Origin of the sequence: Jatrophihabitans sp. GAS493, assembly GCF_900230215.1 — a bacterium.
Classification (GTDB): Bacteria; Actinomycetota; Actinomycetes; order Mycobacteriales; family Jatrophihabitantaceae; genus MT45.
In genome coordinates this window covers 3,837,831-3,857,990 of sequence record NZ_LT907982.1, presented here as the reverse complement: position 1 = coordinate 3,857,990, position 20,160 = coordinate 3,837,831, and the positions used below count along the sequence as shown (strand labels likewise).

General features: G+C 67.1%; 17 protein-coding genes and 1 other RNA gene. 11 read left to right on the top strand and 7 right to left on the bottom strand.

Translation table 11 applies throughout. The features are described 5' to 3' along the window. The first annotated feature begins 42 nt into the window (after positions 1-42). Genes CPH63_RS17905 through CPH63_RS17895 form a run of 3 tightly spaced genes read left to right on the top strand, consistent with a single transcriptional unit; the run spans position 43 to position 3,241 of the window. Positions 43-1,209, top strand: a complete 1,167-nt coding sequence (locus CPH63_RS17905) for a Nif3-like dinuclear metal center hexameric protein (RefSeq protein WP_096304156.1) — start codon at positions 43-45, stop codon at positions 1,207-1,209. Then, complete coding sequence (locus CPH63_RS17900; protein ID WP_197704425.1) at positions 1,161-1,946, top strand: zinc ribbon domain-containing protein; 786 nt, start codon at positions 1,161-1,163, stop codon at positions 1,944-1,946. Before CPH63_RS17905 ends, CPH63_RS17900 begins: the two co-directional genes overlap by 49 nt. Further along, positions 1,943-3,241, top strand: a complete 1,299-nt coding sequence (locus tag CPH63_RS17895; RefSeq protein ID WP_096304155.1) for a bifunctional RNase H/acid phosphatase — start codon at positions 1,943-1,945, stop codon at positions 3,239-3,241. Before CPH63_RS17900 ends, CPH63_RS17895 begins: the two co-directional genes overlap by 4 nt. A gap of 69 nt (positions 3,242-3,310) precedes the next feature. Here CPH63_RS17895 and CPH63_RS17890 read toward each other — a convergent pair whose 3' ends face one another. Beyond that, on the bottom strand, positions 3,311-4,063 hold the full coding sequence (locus CPH63_RS17890; protein WP_197704424.1) for a sulfite exporter TauE/SafE family protein: 753 nt from the start codon (positions 4,061-4,063) through the stop codon (positions 3,311-3,313). A 51-nt stretch (positions 4,064-4,114) separates the two neighbouring features. On the opposite strand from CPH63_RS17890, the gene rnpB reads away from it, so the two are divergent. From rnpB to npdG, 4 genes are all read left to right on the top strand, one after another. Continuing rightward, positions 4,115-4,508, top strand: an RNA gene (gene rnpB / locus CPH63_RS17885) — RNase P RNA component class A. An 83-nt stretch (positions 4,509-4,591) separates the two neighbouring features. After that, positions 4,592-4,783 (top strand): hypothetical protein, encoded by a 192-nt coding sequence (locus CPH63_RS22425; protein ID WP_157749633.1) that lies wholly within the window; start codon positions 4,592-4,594, stop codon positions 4,781-4,783. Between the two features lie 150 nt (positions 4,784-4,933). Then, positions 4,934-5,479 carry a histone H1-like repetitive region-containing protein gene (locus tag CPH63_RS17880; protein ID WP_096304154.1) on the top strand — a complete coding sequence of 182 codons (546 nt, stop codon included), beginning with the start codon at positions 4,934-4,936 and terminating at the stop codon, positions 5,477-5,479. 175 nt (positions 5,480-5,654) lie between these two features. Next, positions 5,655-6,323 carry an NADPH-dependent F420 reductase gene (npdG, locus tag CPH63_RS17875; RefSeq protein ID WP_096304153.1) on the top strand — a complete coding sequence of 223 codons (669 nt, stop codon included), beginning with the start codon at positions 5,655-5,657 and terminating at the stop codon, positions 6,321-6,323. An 8-nt stretch (positions 6,324-6,331) separates the two neighbouring features. On the opposite strand, the gene panB is transcribed toward npdG, so the two are convergent. Further along, positions 6,332-7,165: a 3-methyl-2-oxobutanoate hydroxymethyltransferase gene (gene panB, locus CPH63_RS17870; protein WP_096304152.1), complete on the bottom strand. Its 834-nt coding sequence runs from the start codon at positions 7,163-7,165 to the stop codon at positions 6,332-6,334. A 125-nt stretch (positions 7,166-7,290) separates the two neighbouring features. After that, entirely contained in the window at positions 7,291-9,033 is a 1,743-nt protein-coding gene (locus CPH63_RS17865) for an NAD+ synthase (protein WP_096304151.1), read from the bottom strand. A 236-nt stretch (positions 9,034-9,269) separates the two neighbouring features. Here CPH63_RS17865 and CPH63_RS17860 point away from each other — a divergent pair, with 236 nt between their 5' ends. From CPH63_RS17860 to CPH63_RS17845, 4 genes are all read left to right on the top strand, one after another. Beyond that, a complete protein-coding gene (locus tag CPH63_RS17860) occupies positions 9,270-10,586 on the top strand; it encodes an Ig-like domain-containing protein (RefSeq protein WP_197704423.1) in 1,317 nt (438 codons plus the stop codon). A 185-nt stretch (positions 10,587-10,771) separates the two neighbouring features. After that, on the top strand, positions 10,772-12,130 hold the full coding sequence (locus tag CPH63_RS17855) for a glutamine synthetase family protein (protein ID WP_096304150.1): 1,359 nt from the start codon (positions 10,772-10,774) through the stop codon (positions 12,128-12,130). A gap of 48 nt (positions 12,131-12,178) precedes the next feature. Next, positions 12,179-13,051 (top strand): type 1 glutamine amidotransferase, encoded by an 873-nt coding sequence (locus CPH63_RS17850; RefSeq protein ID WP_197704422.1) that lies wholly within the window; start codon positions 12,179-12,181, stop codon positions 13,049-13,051. Further along, positions 13,048-16,203: a bifunctional [glutamine synthetase] adenylyltransferase/[glutamine synthetase]-adenylyl-L-tyrosine phosphorylase gene (locus CPH63_RS17845; protein ID WP_241895723.1), complete on the top strand. Its 3,156-nt coding sequence runs from the start codon at positions 13,048-13,050 to the stop codon at positions 16,201-16,203. The genes CPH63_RS17850 and CPH63_RS17845 overlap by 4 nt, the downstream gene beginning before the upstream one ends. Position 16,204: 1 nt before the next feature. Here CPH63_RS17845 and CPH63_RS17840 read toward each other — a convergent pair whose 3' ends face one another. The 4 genes from CPH63_RS17840 to CPH63_RS17825 all read right to left on the bottom strand — a co-directional run bounded on the left by CPH63_RS17840 (position 16,205) and on the right by CPH63_RS17825 (position 20,112). After that, positions 16,205-17,047, bottom strand: a complete 843-nt coding sequence (locus CPH63_RS17840; protein WP_096304148.1) for a phosphatase PAP2 family protein — start codon at positions 17,045-17,047, stop codon at positions 16,205-16,207. 221 nt (positions 17,048-17,268) lie between these two features. After that, on the bottom strand, positions 17,269-18,693 hold the full coding sequence (gene glnA / locus CPH63_RS17835; RefSeq protein WP_096304147.1) for a type I glutamate--ammonia ligase: 1,425 nt from the start codon (positions 18,691-18,693) through the stop codon (positions 17,269-17,271). 149 nt (positions 18,694-18,842) lie between these two features. Beyond that, positions 18,843-19,292 carry an RDD family protein gene (locus CPH63_RS17830; RefSeq protein ID WP_096304146.1) on the bottom strand — a complete coding sequence of 150 codons (450 nt, stop codon included), beginning with the start codon at positions 19,290-19,292 and terminating at the stop codon, positions 18,843-18,845. Between the two features lie 52 nt (positions 19,293-19,344). Next, complete coding sequence (locus CPH63_RS17825) at positions 19,345-20,112, bottom strand: DUF4191 domain-containing protein (protein ID WP_096304145.1); 768 nt, start codon at positions 20,110-20,112, stop codon at positions 19,345-19,347. Positions 20,113-20,160 lie beyond the last annotated feature (48 nt).

Below are 20,160 nucleotides of genomic sequence, written 5' to 3'. Positions count from 1 at the left end.
GCAGATTCTCACCCCCGCGCCGGCGGCGGTAACGTCTGCACAGTGGTCCTTTTAGCTGACGTGATCGAGGCAATGCAGTCGTGGTTCGACCCGGCGACGGCCGAGCCATGGGATGCGGTCGGACTGGTCTGTGGCGATCCGGGTGAGCCGGTCGAGCGGGTGCTACTGGCCGTCGATGCCGTGCCCGACACCGTAGCGGAGGCGATTGACTCCGGAGCGCAGCTATTGATCACTCATCATCCGCTGCTCATGAAGGGTGTCCACGGCGTTGCCGCCGATGACCCCAAGGGTGGGCTGGTGCACGCGATGATCCGCTCCCGGGTGGCGCATTTCGTCGCGCACACCAACGCCGACGTCGCCGTCCCCGGGGTCTCCGATGCGCTCGCGGCCCGACTCGGCCTCTCCTCGCTGCGTCCCCTCGACCCGCTGCCGCTGCCCGCCCTGGACAAGCTGGTCGTCTTCGTTCCCACCGCGGTCACCGATCAACTCCGAGCGGCCCTCGCCGCCGCGGGGGCCGGGGCGATCGGAGACTATGACGGTTGCAGCTTCGTCTCCGAAGGGGTCGGATCATTTCGACCGTTGCCGGGCGCCGATCCCACGATCGGCACGGTGGGGGAGCGGGCCGAGGTGCCCGAGAGCCGGCTGGAGATGGTGCTGCCGCGCCGGCGGCGTGAGCCGGTGATCGCCGCCCTCCGCGCCACGCACCCCTATGAAGAGCCCGCCTTCGACATCTTCGAGCAGGCCACCGTCAACTCCCGTCTCGGTACCGGTCGGATCGGAACGCTCGCCGAGGCGATGTCGCTGCGCGAGTTCACCCAGCATTGCGCTCGCTCGCTGCCGGCGACCAGCTGGGGAGTGCGGGCGGCCGGTGACCCGCAGCGTCGGGTGGAGACGGTTGCCGTCTGCGGCGGAGCGGGCGGTTCACTCATCGAAGCCGCTCGCCGCGGCGGGGCGGATGCCTACGTCACCGCTGATCTTCGCCACCACCCGGCGGTGGAGGCGGTCACCGAACTGGGCCCGGCGGCGATGGCCCTGGTGGACGCCGCTCACTGGGCCACCGAGTCGCCCTGGCTGGACGAACTTTCGCTGCGGTTGAGCACACACTTCGGTGATACCGCCGATGGCCTTAAGGTTGCAGTGTCCACTCAGGTCACCGACCCATGGACACTGCACGCCCCATCACCAGAATCGAGTCCGTCTTCACCGTGATCGCTGAACCCGCATCCCAGCTCCGACTGCTCGACCTGCAAGCCGTCGACACCGCCCTGGCCCAGCTGGCGCACAAGCGCAAGACGCTGCCCGAACTCGCCGCCCTGGAGGATGCCGACCGGCGCCTAGCCGGGGTGAACGAGGAGATCGTCGAGATCCAGACCCAACTCGGAGACGTCATAGCTGAGCAGACGCGCATCGAGGGCGAGGTGGACGGAGTGCGAGAGCGGGCGGCCCGCGATGAGCAGCGGATGACCTCCGGCGGCCTTGCGGCGAAGGACCTCGAAGGACTGCAGCACGAGATCACGTCGCTGGCCCGCCGCCAGGCGACCCTCGAGGATGCCGTCATCGAGGTGATGGAGCAGCGCGAAGGCCTCGAGGGGCAGGAGAACGAACGCCTCACCCTGCGCGGCGCCGTTCAGGTGGAGCGCGACGACCTCCTCGTCGCCCGCGACCGCGCATTCTCCGAGATTGACGCCGCGCATCAGGAACGTAGCCAGCAGCGCGAGTCGATCGCCGCTGAGATCCCCGACGATCTACTGGCGCTGTATGAGAAGGTTCGTACCCCGAACGGCGGGACGGGTGCGGCCATGCTGCGCCAGCGGCGCTGCGAGGGCTGCCGGATGGAGTTGGCGAGCAGCGAGATCTCAGCACTACGCAGTGCGGCACCGGACTCGGTGCTGCGCTGCGACAACTGCCGCATCATCCTGGTCCGCACCGCCGAGTCCGGGTTGTGAGACGTCACGTCATCGTCGAGGCCGACGGCGGGTCACGAGGTAACCCGGGTCCGGCCGCGTATGGAGCCGTTGTCTTCGACGCCGACAGCGGTGAGGTCCTGGCCGAGCGCAACGAACCGTTGGGCGTCCAGACGAACAACGTGGCCGAGTACAGCGGGCTGATCGCCGGGCTGCGGGCCGCGGCCGAACTCGGCGCTACCTCAGTCATGGTCCAGATGGACTCGAAACTGGTCGTCGAGCAGATGAAGGGCAGCTGGCAGGCCAAACACGCAGGAATGCGGGCGTTGCGAGACGAGGCTCTGGAGCTGGCCCTGCAGTTCGAGGAGATCCATTACCGGTGGATCCCGCGGGAGCGGAACAAGTATGCCGACCGGCTGGCCAACGAGGCGATGGATCGTGCCGCGGGCATCGAACCGAAGGTCAAACGGGTGGCCGCTGGGGGCGCATCGGGCGCATCGGGCGGTTCGGAGGCTTCGCCCCGGCCGCCGGCCAGTCGATCCACCGATCCGGCCGCGGCTAACGGTCCGGCTGTGGTGAGCCCCCCGGCTGCGGCGAGCACTCCGGCTGTGGTGAGCGCCCCGGCTGCGGCGAGCGCTCCGGCTGCGGCGAGCACTCCGGCCCCTTCGACAACTCCCGCGCCGAGTTGGACACCGAGTTCCAGCGTTCCCACCCGCCTGATCCTGGTGCGCCACGGCTCGACGACCCACTCACCGCAGCGGCTCTTCTCCGGTCGCAATGATCTTCCGCTCTCGGCCGACGGCGAGGCCCAGGCCGAGTCGCTACGGGCGCGACTGCGCCGGATACCCGGCGTCGCCGCGGTGGTCGCCTCGCCACTGCCGCGTTGTCTGCAGACGGCTCAGGTGATCGCCGGCGAGGCGCCGGTGCGCGCAGTTCCCGCCTTGGTCGAACTCGACTTCGGGGCCTGGGAGGGGTTGAGCATGGCGGAGGTGACGAGTCGCTGGCCGGTCGAGTTCGCCGAGTTCTCGAGCACCGGCGAGATACCGGCCCCCGGCGGTGAGTCGTTCGCGCAGGTGGCGCAGCGGGTACGCCGTGGCCGTGACGAGCTGATCAGCGCCTACCCCGGGCAGACGGTTGTCGTGGTTACCCACGTCACCCCGATCAAGACGCTGCTACGGCTCGCCCTCGGCGCACCGCACGAGACGCTGTTCCGAATTCATCTCGATACCGCCTCGATCTCGATCATCGACTACTTCGCCGACGGAAACGCCTCGGTCCGCCTGGTCAATGACATCAGCCACCTCGAGCGACTGGACGAGAAGTCCCCTATTTCTTAGGCTGGTTCGGCGACGCTGGGGCGTGGTAGGCACCGTTGCGGGACGTTCCAGTGGGTGCGGATCGAGTGGTCAGGCGTAGACGCGGATGCCCAACCAGAGGCCGATACCCAGCCCGAAGGTGACGATGGCGATCCGGAGCGCACGCTCGTCGACGACGCGAGCGGCCCGGCCTCCGAGTACGCCGCCGAGGAGCGCGGCCGGCGCGATGACGGCGACGTCGCCCCAGTGCACCGGAGCGAAGAAGACGAAGGTCAAGAGTGAGACCGTCGAGACGACCATCGTCAGTACGGCCTTCAGCACATTCATCTCGCGCAGTGGCGCCGCCATCGTCAGACCGATCGCGGCCAAGAGGATGACGCCGAGGCCACCCCCGAAGTAGCCGCCATAAAACGAGCCGACACCCACGGCGACGCGAAGAGCCACCGGCCGTCGGTGTTGTTCGGCACCGATCCGCCGGGCGATCACCGGCTGGACGCCGACCAGCAGTGACGCGACGATCACCAGTATCGGCACGACAAAATCGAAGGCGCCTTCCGGGGTGACGAGGAGAGTGGCGGCGCCAACCGCTGCGCCGAGCACCGCGATCAGGGCGAGATCGACCCTGGCCCGGGCCTCGTCCACGGCGGCTCGCCCGAGACCGGCCAGGTTGCCGATGTAGCCCGGCCATAGGGCCACCGAGTTGGTGACGTTGGCGGCGACCGTGCCGAGGCCAGTCGCCAGAAGAGCCGGAAAAACCAGGAGCGACCCGCCACCGGCGATCGCGTTGACGAACCCTCCGGCGAATCCAGCGATCAGGAGGAGAGCGATATGGGGGAGCGTCACGTACCGAAGGCTATCGAGGCGGCAACCAGGTAGCATCGGCGGCGCGGCGGACGAGCCGACCGGGCGATCGCGTCGAAGTCCTTACCGACTTCGCCGAGGAAAGTCCGGGCTCCACAGAGCAGGGTGGTTGTTAACGGCAACCCGGGGCGACCCGCGGGAAAGTGCCACAGAGAAGAGACCGCCCACGCGTTCGCGTGTGGGTAAGGGTGAAACGGCGGTGTAAGAGACCACCAGCGTCGTGGGCAACTGCGGCGGCTAGGTAAACCCCACCCGGAGCAAGGTCGAGAAGAGCCAATGTTTCATTGGCTTGCGCAGGCGTTCGAGGGCTGCTCGCCCGAGTCTGCGGGTAGACCGCTAGAGCCTGCCGGTGACGGTAGGCGTAGATGGATGATCGCCCCCGGCGTTCGCGTCGGGACAGGACCCGGCTTATAGGTCGACTCGTCCGCTGCCTATCTGGGTAGGAATACTCAGATAGGCAGCAACTGCCACGTCGGGCAGCGCTACGTTCGCCATGACAGGAGTGATTCGATGTTCTCCACCAAGGATCAGGATGGGACGTTCTGGTACTGCGTTACCCATCATCGCGTCGAGGTTTTCGCAGACGTCGACAGCGAAAATAAAATTGGGCCGTTCGAAACCGCCGATGCCGCAGCCCACGCGTTACAGACGATTGCCGACCGAGAAAAGGCTTATAAACTAGAGGAGTCCGATCAGGATTGAATGGTTCGGCGTATTCGTCGCGGTGAGTTACCGCGATCCGTCGGCAACATGAATGCGGCGTGGCGTATTGACGACGGCGGTTAGCCATCGTCAACTGTGTGTTATCGAAGGTTTTTTCAGACCGTTCGTTCTCTCTAGGAGGAACACAAGATGACCGCACCGGCCAAGAAGGCGCCCGCTAGGAAAGCGGCAGTGAAGAAAGCTGCGCCTGCGAAGAAAGTGGTGGCCGCGAAGAAGGCGCCCGCTAAGAAGGTTGTGGCCGCGAAGGCACCGGCGAAGAAGGCGCCGGTCAAAAAGGTTGTGGCCGCGAAGGCTCCCGCGAAGAAGGCACCCGCCAAGAAGGCACCCGCCAAGAAGGTCGTCGCGAAGAAGGTCGTCGCGAAGAAGGCGCCGGTCAAGAAGGTCGTCGCGAAGAAGGCGCCGGTCAAGAAGGTTGTGGCCGCGAAGGCACCTGCGAAGAAGGCGCCCGCGAAGAAGGCGCCGGCCAAGAGCGTCGTCGCCAAGGCTGTGGCCAAGAAGGCACCCGTGAAGAAGGTCGTCGCGAAGAAGGCACCGGTCAAGAAGACCACCGCCACCAAGGCTCCGGCCCGCAAGGCTCCGGCCCGCAAGGCGCCGGCCACCAAGGCGCCGGCGAAGAAGGCGCCCGCCCGCAAGGCTCCGGCTAAGAAGGTCGTAGCGCGCCGAACCGGCCGTTAAGCCCACAGCCCCGGCCGGTGCCTGACGGCATACCGGATCGCGTCAGCATCTCAGTGGTCGCCAAGACTGGGATGCAGGTACGGCTGATCAGTCTCAGTACGGCTTCGCGTAACGTCGGATCTCTGCCGGTGGAAAGCGCCTGCGGACCGAGCTAGCCGTGCATTAGGAGAACTCCTTGACTGACGTCACCGCTTTGACCATCGCGATCCTGGGAGGCACCGGCGGGCAGGGCCAGGGACTGGCCTATCGATTCGCCAACGCCGGCGTCAGCGTGATCATCGGGTCGCGAGACGCCGAGCGGGCTCACACGGCCGCAGATGAGCTCAGTGGCCGAATCACCGGCGGCCGGGTCACCGGAGCCTCCAACGCGGGCGCAGCCTCCGCGGCCGATGTGATTGTCGTCGCGGTGCCCTGGGAGGCTCACGAGAAGACGCTCACCGGGCTGGTCACCGAGTTGAAGGGCAAGATCGTCGTCGACTGCGTGAACCCGATGGGCTTCGACGAACGCGGCCCGTACCCGCTGCTGACCGACGACGGTAGTGCAGCCGAGGAGGCAGCGCGATTGCTCCCGGACTCCACCGTGGTCGCCGCTTTCCACCACGTGAGTGCTGTGCTGCTCTCCGACCCGACGGTCAGCGACCTGGACCTCGACGTCCTGGTGCTCGGCGAAGAGCGATCAGCGACCGACACGGTGCAGGCGCTGGCCGAACTGCTGCCCGGCGTGCGCGGCATCTTCGGCGGGCGGCTGCGCAACGCCGGTCAGGTCGAGGCGCTCACCGCCAACCTCATCGCGGTGAACCGTCGATACAAGACGCACGCCGGCATCCGCATCACCGGCCTCTAGCGGCCCGATCAGCTGTAGGTGTGCTCCGCGGCCGGGTAGGCGCCGCTGCGCACTTCGTCGGCGAACTGGGTGGCCGCACCCCGCAGGATTGACCCCACGTCGGCGAACTCCTTGACGAACTTGGCCGGCTTCCGCTCGCCGCGCAGTCCGGCCATGTCCTGCCAGACGAGTACCTGGGCATCGCAGTCCTGGCCGGCGCCGATGCCGACCGTCGGGATCTGGAGTTGCTCGGTGACCGATCGGGCTACGTCGGCGGGCACAACTTCGAGCACCACGGCGAAGGCGCCCGCGTGCTGAAGCGCCTTGGCGTCCAGGAGCAACCGATGGGCCGCCTCGTCCCCTCGGCCCTGAACGCGGTATCCGCCTAGCGTGTTGACCGACTGGGGGGTGAGCCCGATGTGAGCCATCACCGGGATGCCGGCGTTGGTGAGCGCCTCCACCTGCGGAAGCACCCGGTGGCCGCCCTCAAGCTTCACCGCCTGGGCGCCACCCTCCTTCATGAACCGCACGGCGGTTTCGAGGGCCTGCTGAGCGGAGGCCTCATAGCTGCCGAACGGAAGGTCGGCAACGACGAGTGCGCGCTTGGTACCACGGACGACGCCGCGGACCAGCGGGAGGAGTTCATCGACGGTCACCGGGACAGTGCTGTCGTAGCCGTACACGACGTTCGCCGCTGAGTCGCCGACCAGCAGCGCGGGGGTGCCGGCCTCGTCGAAGCAGCGCGCCGTGGAGTAGTCGTAAGCGGTGAGCATGGTCCAGCGCTCATGGGTCGCCTTCGCCTGCTGCAGGTCGCGGATGGTGATGCGGCGCGACGTGACAGCGCCGTAGAGGGTCTCGCTCATGACAATCAAACCCCGTTCTCCTCGAGGCCGATCGCTCGGTCCCCGGGCTCATATGGGTGGACGTCCATAATGTTGCACCCATGTCCGGTAGATGTCGCTGTGAACCCACTCACAGGTCGTTCGGGCTACCCCTGCGCGGGGTGTTCACGCCAGTGATTCGTGACCGGGAGCCGGCGGTCACGTCCGAACGACTTGAAGCTGATCTTCGGCCCCATCGGGTACTGCCGGCGTTTCCACTCGGCCGTATCCACCATCCGGGCCACCCGGGTCACCAACTCCGGGTCGAAGCCCAGTTTCACGATCGAGTCGAAGCCCTTGTCGCCGTCGACGTAGTTGGCCAGGATCTCATCGAGTAGCTCGTAGTCGGGAAGTGAATCACTGTCGAGCTGGCCCGGGCGCAATTCGGCCGACGGTGGCTTCTCGATCGAGTTCGCCGGGATGGGTTCGACTTCGCCCCGGGCAGCGGCGTCGGCGTTGCGCCAGCGGGCCAGCGCCCAGACCAGCGACTTGGGGACGTCCTTGATCGGCGCGAAGCCCCCGACCGCGTCGCCGTAGATCGTCGAGTAGCCGACGGCCAGCTCGCTCTTATTGCCGGTCGCCAGCACGAGGTGCCCTTCGGCGTTCGACAGCGCCATCAGGGTGGTCCCACGAACCCGCGCCTGGACGTTCTCCTCGGCCACGCCGGTCAGCCCGAGCGAGCCGACGAATGCATCCACCATGGGAGCGATCGGTATCAGTCGGTAATGCGCACCGATGCGCTCGGCCAGATCCACGGCGTCGGAGACCGAATGCTCTGATGAGTACTCACTCGGCAGGGCCACGCCGTAGACGTTCTGGCCGCCGATCGCGTCGGCGGCGATCGCGGCGACGACGGCCGAGTCGATACCACCGGAGATCGCGACCACGACGGAGCGGAAGCCGTTCTTGCGGACGTAGTCGCGGGTGCCCAGCACGAGCGCGCCCCAGACTTCGGCCTCGTCGCAGATCCGCTCGGCGATGTCGGCCGCCACCGGCGGGTAGGGCGGCACGGGTGCGGTACCGGTGTCGACCGCGTCCAGCGGCATCGACGCAGTCGCAGTCGCAGTCGCGGTCGCAGTCGATGTTCGGCTCGCCGCCGCACCGTCGAAGGTGAGGTCGACGAGGTAGAGGTCCTCGGTGTACTGCGGAGCCCGGGCCAGCAGCTTCCCGTCGGATGCGATGACGAACGAGTCGCCGTCGAAGACCAGCTCGTCCTGGGCGCCCACCTGGTTGACATAGGCGACGGTGGCCCGGGCCTCGGCCGCCCGGCGGGTGGCCAGCTCAAGCCGGACGTCGTCCTTGTTCCGTTCATACGGCGAGCCGTTGATGTTGACCACCAGGTCAACCCCCACCTCGGCCGCCACCGCGAAGGGGCCGCCCTCCTGCCAGATGTCCTCACAGATCGTCATCGCGATGTCGATCTCCCGGAACCGCACCAGGCTGAATCTGTCTCCCGGGATGAAGTAGCGCTCCTCGTCGAATACCCCGTAGTTGGGCAAGTGGTGCTTGAAGTAGGTCGCGGTCACCGCGCCGCGGTGGCAGAAGGCGCTGGCGTTGCGCGGACCTCCCGACTCGTCCAGGAAGCCCACGACGACGCCGATCTCGCCCTGGCCGGCCGCCTGCAGGGCCCGGGCCAGGGCCTCCAGGGTGGCCCGCGAAGCGTCCTCGAAGGAGCGCCGGAAGACCAGATCCTCCGGCGGGTAGCCGGTGAGAGTCATCTCGGGGAAGAGCACAAGCTGTGCCCCACCGGCGGCCGCAGCGGCTGTCCACTCCAGCACGGCGCGGGAGTTCGCGGCGAAGTCACCGACGATGAGCGGTACCTGAGCTAGGGCGAGTCTGAGTTGGCGCATGCCTCTAGTCTGGCGACCCGGCCGCGAGCTTGGCACGCGGGAGGGGTTCTGGATGAGACAATAAGCAACAGATCAGAATCCCTGGCGATAGCGAATCGTGATCAGATCTGCAGGCATTCGCCACCTGGATTCGGCACAATGGAGTACGCGGCCCCCTCGGTCGCGCATAAATTTTCGCTCCCGAGCATCTCCCCCAGGGTGCCGCGCGTGGGGCAAGCGACTTGCTGGGAGGCAAAGTGGTGGCAGTACGACGGTGGCGACGCTCAGCCCATACGGCTTGGAGCGCCACTGCCCTGGTGGTCTGCGGGGTCATCGCAACCACTGCCCTGACGGCCTGTAACCCCAAGACGGTGGCCGACGGCTCGCCGTCGGCCGGGGCATCCCAGGTGAGCGGCGCCGACGTTCCGAGCGCCACCCCCGCCCCGACGGCAACCCCCGCGCCCAGCAGCACGCCGGCCGCGGTTGCCCTCTCCCCGGCCAACGGCGCGGCCAACGTCAGCCCGGTCGCACCGGTCACCGCCTCGGTCACCGGCGGCAAGCTGACGGCTGTGACGGTCACCAACGACGCCGGCAAGGTGGTCGCCGGTGCCCTCGACCCGACGAGCGCCTCCTGGAAGGCGACCGAGCCGCTCGGGTACTCGCGCTCCTACCGGATGAAGGCCGACGCGGTGAACGACGCCGGAAGTCTCACCACGCAGACCTCGAGCTTCACCACCCTCACGCCCGGGAACATGACGAAGGTGTACCTCAACACGACCGGCGGGCAGCCGCTCAATCAGGGCGGTGTCTACGGAGTCGGCATCGTGGTCGTTGCCCACTTCGACGAGCAGATCACCGACCGCGCCGCCGCTGAGAAGGCCCTGGTGGTCACCACGACCCCGGCCGTCGCCGGAAGCTGGTACTGGACCGACAACTCGAACGCCCATTGGCGCCCACAGAACTACTACGCATCGGGGACCAAAGTCAGCGTCAAGGCCAACGTCTACGGTGTAAAGGTCGGCCCGGGGCTCTACGGCGAGACCGATTCGTCGGTCAGCTTCACGATCGGTGCCAAGCACGTTTCGATCTCCGACGACAAGACCAAGCAGGTCAGCGTCTACTTCAACGACGTTCTGCAGCGCAAGATGCCGACGTCGATGGGTAAGGGCGGCAGCCAGGTCGTCAACGGGCTCACCATCTCCTACTGGACCCAGCCCGGCACCTACACCGTCATCGGCCAGGGCAACCCGGTGATCATGGACTCCTCCACCTACGGGCTGCCGGTCAATGCCAAGGGCGGCTATCGGGAGCCCATCTACTGGGCGACCCGGATCAGCACCGACGGCGTTTACCTGCACGAGCTCGACACCACCGTCTGGGCCCAGGGATCGCGGGATCTCTCGCACGGCTGCCTCAACCTGAACCAGGCCAATGCGAAATGGTTCTATCAGCACGCTCAGATCGGTGATGTGGTGAAGGTGATCAACACCGGCGGCAGCACGCTCCAGGTGTGGCAGAACGGTGACTGGACGGTTCCATGGGCGACCTGGAAGGCCGGCAGCGCGCTCAGCTGACCAGTCGGTTGATCCACTCAGCCGTCGAGACGCTAAGTTCTTTAGCGTTTGAGCTGTATTCGGCGCCCGACAATCGCGTTTGGCCCGCCGCGGTGGGGCTTTTCGGCGACCCGCGCGCGATACCGCCTACACAGGTAACGTCGCGGTAATCAAGGCGTCATCGAGCGAAGCAAGAGTGGAGAACCGTGGATCGGCAACAGGAATTCGTGCTTCGCACCTTGGAAGAGCGCCAGATTCGGTTCGTTCGACTCTGGTTCACCGATGTTCTCGGCTACCTGAAATCGGTGGCGATCGACCCCGCCGAGTTGGACGGAGCCTTCGAGGAGGGCATCGGCTTCGACGGCTCGGCGATCCAGGGCTTCGCCCGGGCCAGCGAGAGCGACATGCTCGCCCGTCCTGATCCCGCGACGTTCCAGATCCTGCCTGAGGCGGGAGACACGGTCGCCGACTCGGCGCGGATGTTCTGCGACATTCAGATGCCGGACGGCTCCCCGTCCTGGGCCGATCCCCGCTACGTGCTGCGCCGGGCGCTCAGCCGGGCCGCCGAGCGCGGCTTCACCTTCTACACCCATCCGGAGGTCGAGTTCTTCATGCTGAAGAACCGGCCGACGGACGGGCAGGAGCCGGAGCCCTTCGACAATGCCGGTTACTTCGACATGACCACCGAGGGGCCGGCCCGCGACTTCCGCCGCGACGCGGTGTCCGCCCTGGAGGGCCTGGGTATCTCGGTCGAGTTCAGTCACCACGAGGTGGCGCCCGGCCAGCAGGAGTTCGACCTGCGCTACGCCGACGCGCTCTCCACCGCCGACAACATCATGACCTTCCGGCACATCATCAAGGAGACGGCGCTGGCCCACGGCGCCCAGGCGACCTTCATGCCCAAACCGTTTAGACACCGTCCGGGCAGCGGAATGCACACCCATCTGTCGCTCTTCGAGGGTGACCACAACGCGTTCCACGATCCATCGGACCCGTTGAACCTCTCCAAGACGGCTCGGGCCTTCATCGCCGGGCTGCTACGGCACGCCGGCGAGATCACCGCCGTGACGAATCAGTGGGTCAACTCCTACAAACGTCTCTACGGCTACGCCGCGCGCGGCGAACTCGTCGAGGCGCCCACCTTCATCTGCTGGGGGCATGCGAACCGCTCAGCTCTGGTCCGGGTCCCGATGTACAAACCCGGAAAGGCGAACTCCACCCGGGTTGAGGTGCGTTCGCTGGACTCCGCCTGCAACCCCTATCTCGCATTCGCAGTGATGCTGGCGGCCGGCATGAAGGGCATCGAGGAAGGGTATGAGCTCCCGCCGGGAGCCGAGGACGACGTCTGGGCCCTGACCGACGCCGACCGGCGGGCGCTGGGCTACAGCGAACTCCCGCACAATCTGGCCGATGCACTGCAGCTGATGGAGTCCTCGGAGTTGGTGGCCGAGACGCTCGGCGAGCATGTCTTCGCCTATTTCTTGCGCAACAAGCGGGAGGAATGGGTGGATTACCGCGCTGAGGTGACTCCCTTCGAGCTGCGGCGGTACCTTCCCTCGCTGTAGCAGCTCCCTCGGCGAAGTCGTCGGCGTCGGCCTCAGTATTGTTGAGTGGTGTCGCCTTCCCCCGTCCTCGTCGTACAGAACGATCCGGCCGACCCTCTCGGTCCGCTGGGCGACTGGCTGACCGCAGCCGGGCTCACCCTGGACTTGCGGCGCCCGTATCTTGACGACGAGCTCGATCAGTTGCCGGCCACGCTAGGCGGGCACAGCGGCCTCCTCGTTCTCGGCGGTGAGATGGGCGCGAACGACGACCAGGTGGCGCCGTGGCTGCCGCAGCTGCGGGCGCTGCTGAAGGCAGCGGTCGATGACGAGGTCCCGACGCTCGGCATCTGCCTCGGCGGGCAGCTGCTGGCCTCGGCCACCGGGGGAGAGGTCGGTCCAAGCCCAGAGGGTCCGGAGTTCGGGGCGCAGCTGATCGCCAAGCGCGCGTCGTCGGCCACCGACCCACTCTTCAAGGCACTGCCGATCACACCTGACGTCATCCAATGGCATTTTGACGCTGTCCTCGAGTTACCGCCGGGCGCCATCCAGCTGGCCAGCTCACCGGGCTGCGACATCCAGGCGTTTCGCGTCGGCCGGGTGGCCTGGGGCACCCAGTTCCACATCGAGACCACCCCCGAGGTCGTGCGGGCCTGGGCCACGGCGGATGCCGAAGCGCTGACCGGCTACGACGTGGAGCGGATCCTGGCCCGAGCCGACGCTGTGCACCCTGACCTGGCCGAGGTATGGGCACCGTTCGCGGCGGCGTTCGCCGGCGTGGTGCTCGACCCGTCATCGGTGCCGAAGGTACGTACCGTGGCGACGCAGATGGCCGATGCGATCACCGACCCGGCCGAGATCCGGGCGGCGCTGGCGATGCAGATGCAGGCGGCCCGCCCCTCCGGTCCGGTCCCGATCGAACTCCTGCCGCCGGATGCGCGGTGACGACCGAACCTCGCACTCCGCCGCCGGTCGATGCGCATCCATTGCGCCGTGTCGCGTCGCGGATGGGGCGCATCGGTTTCGAACAGCCCTTCGCGGCGGCCGACCTCTTCACCGGTGACCTGCTGCAGCTCTGGGACGTCGACAGCAACAACCCCACCAACTCCGACGCAGCGGCGATCGTCGCCGCGATCGGTCGCTCGGCCGACCCGGACGGCTGTGTCGCCGCCCTCGCGGCGCTCGTCGAGTCGATGGATGCACACCTGGAGCCGACCGCGCAGCTCCGGCAGGCACTAGCCACCGACGTTCGTTTCCGGACCCGACTCATCGCGCTGCTGGGCTCCTCCATCGCTCTCGGCGATCATCTGGTGGCCAGCCCCGGACACTGGACGGCATTGCTCGGCGGGGCGCACGATCGGCATGCCGCCGGCGCGCGGCTGATCCTCGCCGTCGGCGCCGACCCCGACGATCCCGTCACCGGCACCGCCGGAACTCCGGCCACGGTGACCGGCGCCGTCGCGGCCTCCGCGCTGCGGCTGGCCTACCGGCGGGAGTTGGTGGCGATCGCCGGACGTGACCTGGCCCGCGAGCAGGATCTGGAGACCACGACGGCCGCACTCACCAGCCTGGCCAACCACATGCTGCGGGCGGGTCTGGCCGTGGCCCGAGCTAGCCTCCCCCCGAACGTGGCCCCGTGTCGGCTGGCCGTCGTGGCGATGGGAAAGGCCGGGGCCTACGAGCTGAATTACCTCTCCGATGTCGACGTGGTCTTCGTCGCCGAACCGGGCGAATCCGAGCCGGGCACAGACGAACCGGGCACAGACGAACCGGGCACAGACGCACCGGCTGACTCGGGACCGGCGGCCGCGGAGATCGACGAAAACGCCGCGCTCGGGACGGCGACGAGCCTGGCCGGGCACATGATGCGTATCTGCGGCTCGGCCGCCTGGGAGGTGGACGCCGCGCTCCGCCCGGAAGGTAAGTCCGGTCCGCTGGTGCGCACGCTGGCCAGCCACATCGCCTACTACGGACGATGGGCCAGTACCTGGGAGTTCCAGGCACTGCTGAAGGCGCACCCGGCGGCCGGTGACCGCACGCTGGGGCAGCGCTACCTGGACGCAGTGTCACCGATGGTCTGGAAGGCGGCCGAACGGGAGAACTTCGTCGCCGACGTGCAGGCCATGCGGCGTCGCGTAGTGGCTCTACTGCCCAAGGCGATTGCGCCTCGGGAGCTCAAGCTCGGGCCGGGGGGTCTGCGGGACGTGGAGTTCGCCGTCCAGCTCCTGCAACTCGTTCACGGCCGCAGCGACGAGTCGCTGCGGGTCGCCGCCACCCTGCCGGCGCTGCGGGCGCTGCGCGACGGCGGGTACGTCGGGGTGGACGACGCGGTGAGCCTGGACGCGGCCTACCGCTTCCTGCGCTCGGCCGAGCATGCGCTGCAGTTGCGCCGCCTGCGCCGGACCCACACACTGCCCGACGACGAGCAGGCGATGGGCGTCCTCGCCCGCACCATGGGGTTCCGCCCGGACGCCCGAGGCGACGCCAGGGCGGTCTGGAACGCCGAATGGTCGCTACATGTGCGGGAGGTGCGCCGCTTGCACGAGAAGCTCTTCTACCGCCCGCTGCTGGAGGCGGTGGCCCGTGTGCCGGGGGATCAGCTGCGCCTCACGGCGGGGGAGGCCGAGCGTCGGCTGGCCGCACTCGGGTTCGGGCAGCCCGCTGAAGCGCTGCGCCACATCGAGGCGTTGACGGTCGGTCTGATGCGCCGCGCCGCCCTGCAGCGCGCGCTGCTGCCGGCGATGCTCGAATACTTCTCCCAGGCACCCGACCCGGATGCCGGTTTGCTGGCTTACCGGCGGGTCTCCGAGGCCCTGGGCGGGACCCCCTGGTACCTGCGGCTGCTGCGCGACGGTGGTGCCGTCGCTTCGCGCCTGGGCTACGTCCTGGGCACCAGCCGCTATGTGGCCGGAATGCTGGAACGGGCGCCGGAGGCGTTGCAGATGCTGGCCGGCGACGAGGATCTGGTGCCCCGCCCGATGCAGGACGTCCGGGCGACGATGATCGACTCGGCGCTGCGTCAGCTCTCCCCGGCGGCGGCGGTCGCGGCTATCCGCGGGGTACGGCGGCAGGAGCTGCTACGGATCGCCTTCGCCGACCTCATCGACAACTGGGACATCATGGAGGTCAACGAATCGCTGACCGCCGTGACCCAAGCCACCCTGGATGCGACGCTGCAGGTGGCTACGGCGGCGGTGGCCGAGGAACTCGGAGTGAGCGAGCTTCCGATCCTCTTTGCGGTCATCGCCATGGGGCGCCTCGGCGGATCCGAGATCGGGTACGGCTCCGACGCTGACGTGATGTTCGTCTTCGAACCGCGCGATGCCGAGGTGACCGAGGAGGTCGCGGCCCGGGTGGCGAGCGCCATCGCCGAGCGGTTGCGGCGGCTGCTCGCTGCGCCGTCGAGCGACCCGCCGGTGACTCTCGACGCCGACCTCCGCCCGGAGGGGCGCAACGGCCCGCTGGTTCGCTCGCTCGCATCCTTCGGTGCCTACTACGCGCGCTGGTCCAGTGCCTGGGAGGCGCAGGCGCTGCTGCGCGCGAACTTCTTCGTCGGCGACGTGGACCTCGGCTTGCGCTTCACCGAGCTGATCAATCCGGTGCGCTACCCGGTGAATGGTGTCTCCGATGCGGACCTGATCGAGATCCGACGACTCAAGGCGAGGATCGACACCGAACGCATCCCTCGCGGAGCCGACGCGAGCACGAACCTCAAGCTGGGCCGTGGTGGCCTGGCTGACGTGGAGTGGACAGTTCAGCTGCTGCAGTTGGCGCACGGGCATGCCGTGCCGGGTCTGCGGACCCCGCGCACCCTCGATGCGATGTCGGCCGCCCGTGATGCCGGCCTGCTGACCGAGAGCGACGCCGAACTGCTGGCCAACGCCTGGAGACTGGCCAGCCGCGCCCGCAACGCCATCATGCTGGTCCGCGACAAGCCGGCCGATCAACTACCGACTCAGGGGACGTCGTTGGTCGGTGTCGGCCGGGTGCTGGGCTATCCGGCGGGATTTGATCCGGGCCAGTTCATCGACGACTATCGGCGCAACGCCCGGCGGGCCCGCGCGGTAGTCGAACGGGTCTTCTACGGTCCGCTCTAGGCTAGCTGGCTTCGATGCGCTGCTGGCTCGGCATTGGGGCCGGCGTACCAACCGGGGATACGTAGGCGCCGTGGCCGGATAGCAGGTACTGGATGGCGAAGCCAGCGGCCAGCACGATGACTCCGCCAACCGCATCCAGGAAGTAGTGGTTGGCCGTCGAGACGATGACGATCAGCGTGGCGAGCGGATAGCAGAGGCCGAGAACGCGTACCCAGGCCCGGTTGGCGCAGGCGGCGATGGTGATGCCGCACCAGAGCGACCAACCAATGTGCAGGCTCGGCATGGCCGCGAACTGATTGGAGTGCTCGGCAATCTTCGGATCGGCCAGCGATCCCCAGGTGTGGAACTTCAGCAGTGTGTCGACGTAGCCGTACTGCGGCATCAGCCGGGGCGGCGCGAGCGGGAAGAAGTAGAAGCCGGCCAGTGCCACCGCGGAAGTCGCGAAGAGGACGGTACGGGCGCCGCGGTAGAGCGCCGGTCGCTTCACGAAGAGCCAGACCAGCACGCCGATGGTCACAACGAAGTGCAGGGTCGCGTAATAGTAGTCCATCACCTGGGCGATGGGCTCATGCGCGGCCACGAACTGGTTGATCGAAAGTTCAAAGTTGAGATGCAGCACATCCTGCAGGTGCTGTACTCCGCGGGCATGCTTCTGCGCGATGGCGAGCTTATTCGGTATCGCGTTGCGGACCTGGCCGTAGAGCCAGTAGCTGACGGCGATGAGGAGCAGTTCCTGCCACCAGAGCGGGCGCCGGTAGCGCAGCATGCGCTCTGGGAGGAGCCCGGCGAACCCGACGACCGGTGCGCCGGAGCGCGCGTCGTCGTTGTGGTCTGGCCGAGGCATTGCTCCACTATCTCACTCGGTACTGACACCGTGCATCAACTAATTCTGATTTGCAGCCCTGGCGCGCCCCGACGGCGGCCCAGCACGCCGCTGAGTCCCCAGAATCCGGCCTGCGGCACACGCGAGATATAGGTCGATAACTTGGTCACAATGCGGCGAAGGCCCCCATTTCTGGGGGCCTTCGCCGGTGAACCGTGAGTTGTGCCTAGTTGCGGGACAACCTAGATGTTGTAGTACAGGTCGAACTCGTACGGGTGCGGACGCAGCCGGATGGGGTCGACTTCGTTGGTGCGCTTGTAGTCGATCCACGTCGCGATGAGGTCTTCAGTGAAGACGCCACCCTCGACCAGATAGTCGTGGTCGGCCTCAAGGGCGTCCAGAACCTCGCTCAGCGAGCCCGGAACCTGCGGAATCGAGGCGGCCTCGTCCGGCGGGAGCTCGTAGAGGTCCTTGTCGATCGGCGCCGGCGGCTCGATCTTGTTCTTGATGCCGTCGATACCGGCCATCAGCATCGCCGCGAAGGCGAGGTACGGGTTGGCCGACGGGTCCGGAACGCGGTACTCGATACGCTTGGCCTTCGGGCTGGTGCCGGTGATGGGTACCCGGATGCAGGCCGAGCGGTTACCGGCCGAGTAGACCAGGTTGACCGGGGCCTCGTAGCCCGGAACCAGGCGGTGGTAGGAGTTCACCGTCGGGTTGGTGAAGGCCAGGGCCGACGGGGCGTGCTTGAGCAGGCCTCCGACATACCAGCGAGCGATGTCCGAGAGCCCGGCGTAGCCCGTCTCGTCGTAGAAGAGCGGCTTGCCGTCCTTCCAGAGGGACTGGTGGCAGTGCATGCCCGACCCGTTGTCGCCGAAGAGAGGCTTGGGCATGAAGGTCGCGGTCTTGCCGTTGCGCCAGGCGACGTTCTTCACGATGTACTTGAAGAGCAGGATCTGGTCGGCGGCGTGGGTCAACGTGTCGAACTCGTAGTTGATCTCGGCCTGGCCGCCGGTGCCCACCTCGTGGTGCGCCCGCTCGAGCTTCAGCCCAGCGTTCATGAGTTCGGTGCTGATCTCGTCGCGGAGATCAGCGAAGTGGTCGTACGGCGGAACCGGGAAGTAGCCGCCCTTGACGCTCGTCTTGTACCCGAGGTTGCCACCCTCCTCCTCGCGGCCGGTGTTCCAGGCGCCTTCGACCGAGTCGACGAAGTACATGCCGCCGTTCATCTTGGACTCGTAACGAACCTCGTCGAAGATGTAGAACTCGGCCTCCGGGCCGAAGTACACGGTGTCGGCGATGCCGGTGGACTTCAGGTACTCCTCGGCCTTGGTGGCGACCTGGCGGGGGTCACGGTCGTACGGCTCGCCCGTGCGCGGCTCGACGATCGAGTGGTTGATGTTGAGGGTCTTGGCCTTGCGGAACGGGTCGATGTACGCCGTGGCCGGGTCCGGAATCAGCTTGAGGTCAGACTTGTGAATCGCGGCGAAACCGCGAATCGACGAACCGTCGAACATCTGACCTTCGGTGAAGGAGCCCTCGTTGAAATTCGAGGCAGGCACGTTGAAGTGCTGCTGAACGCCTGGAAGATCGGTGAAGCGAATGTCGATGAACTCGACGCCTTCACTCTTGATGTACTTCAGGACTTCTTCGGAGCTTGTGAACATCCGTCCTCCGGACTCGTGGTGGGTAACGGCGCAAATGCTAAGGAGCACGAATTGCCGCAGGGTATCTCGAATGTTTCCGACATGTAACGCGGGCCGCTTTGGGGCGACTCTCAGCTGATCTCCAGCTCCGTAGCCTAAGGGCCTTAGCTTTACCGCCCGCGAAGGCTGCGCGGCGCGTGGATCACCGCTGTGTCGGTGAGCCGATCATGCAGTCCGCGGCCGTCGCGGTCGACGATCACCGCCGGCACCAGCAAGCTCAGCAGAGCAGTGCGGACGATGGCCCGCAGCGGCCCGATTGCGACGTCGGCATCGACCCGGATGACGCGCAGTCCGAGCAGGTTCATCCCCAGCGTGCGGCCGGCGAAGAGGATTCCGAAGACGTAGTCGGCGAAGAACGGAATGAGCACCCAGGAGCGCGGCAACCTACTCGCCGCGTCCGTGTGATGTCCGAAGAGTTGGACGAAGATCGACGCCACCAGGAACGCGGCCACCGAATCCACGATGAAGGCTCCGGTGCGGGTGGCGAAGCTGGCCAGCGACCCTGGTCCGTCGGCAGCCAAGCCGAGTTTCTCGCCTCGATAGGCCTGAGGGGTGGTCATTGCCGTCCGGCCGGGTCGACGCTCGGCTCAGCACTCGGGTGGGGCGCTGCGGTCACGTAGCGGACTTGCGGCGGGCGGCCCGCTGCACGTTGCGCATCTTGGCGCCGGCCGGCATCGGACCCTGCGGCAACGGAGCACGGGTAGCGCTCATCGCCTGCAGCCGACGATCCAGCGCGCTGACCTGATCCTTGGAGAGGTTCGGCGGCAGCTTGCGCAGATGGTTGCTCAGCTTCGCCAGTGAGACCTCGCCGTCACCGGAGCCGACGACGATGTCGTAGATCGGGGTTTCGCCGGTGAGCCGCGAGAGTTTCTTCTTCTCCTGGGCGATGAGACCGCGGACGCGGGCCGGTGAGCCTTCGCCCACGAGCACCACGCCGGGACGCCCGACGAGACGGTGCACCGCATCCAGTTGCGAGTTCCCGACGATCGCCGGGGTCACCCGCCAGTCACCCTTGAGCTGGTTCTGCAGCAACCAACCCGCCGCGCCGGGCTGACCGTCGGCCTGGGCGTACAACGAGGCCTGAGCACGGCGACCGAAGAGGACGAATGCCGCCAGCACACCAAAGAGGACGGCCGGGAGGATCGGCAGCCAGACCGATCCGAAGATCAGTAGCAGCACCACGTACAGAACCGCAGCCGTCACCACGAAGGCGATGATCAGAAGCGGGATCAGCTTCGAGTCGGCCTTGCGGGTGATGGTGAAGGTTTCGCGAAGCTGGCGGAACGTCTCTTTCCGTGAGGCCCGTTTGACCGCTCGGGCCGCCTTCTTCTCTGCACGCGTCAATTTGGCGGGTTTCGACGCACCCGCATTCTTTGCCATGCCTCTAAGAATAGGCGGTGCCGGCGGGGGTCATCTCCACGAGTGGCA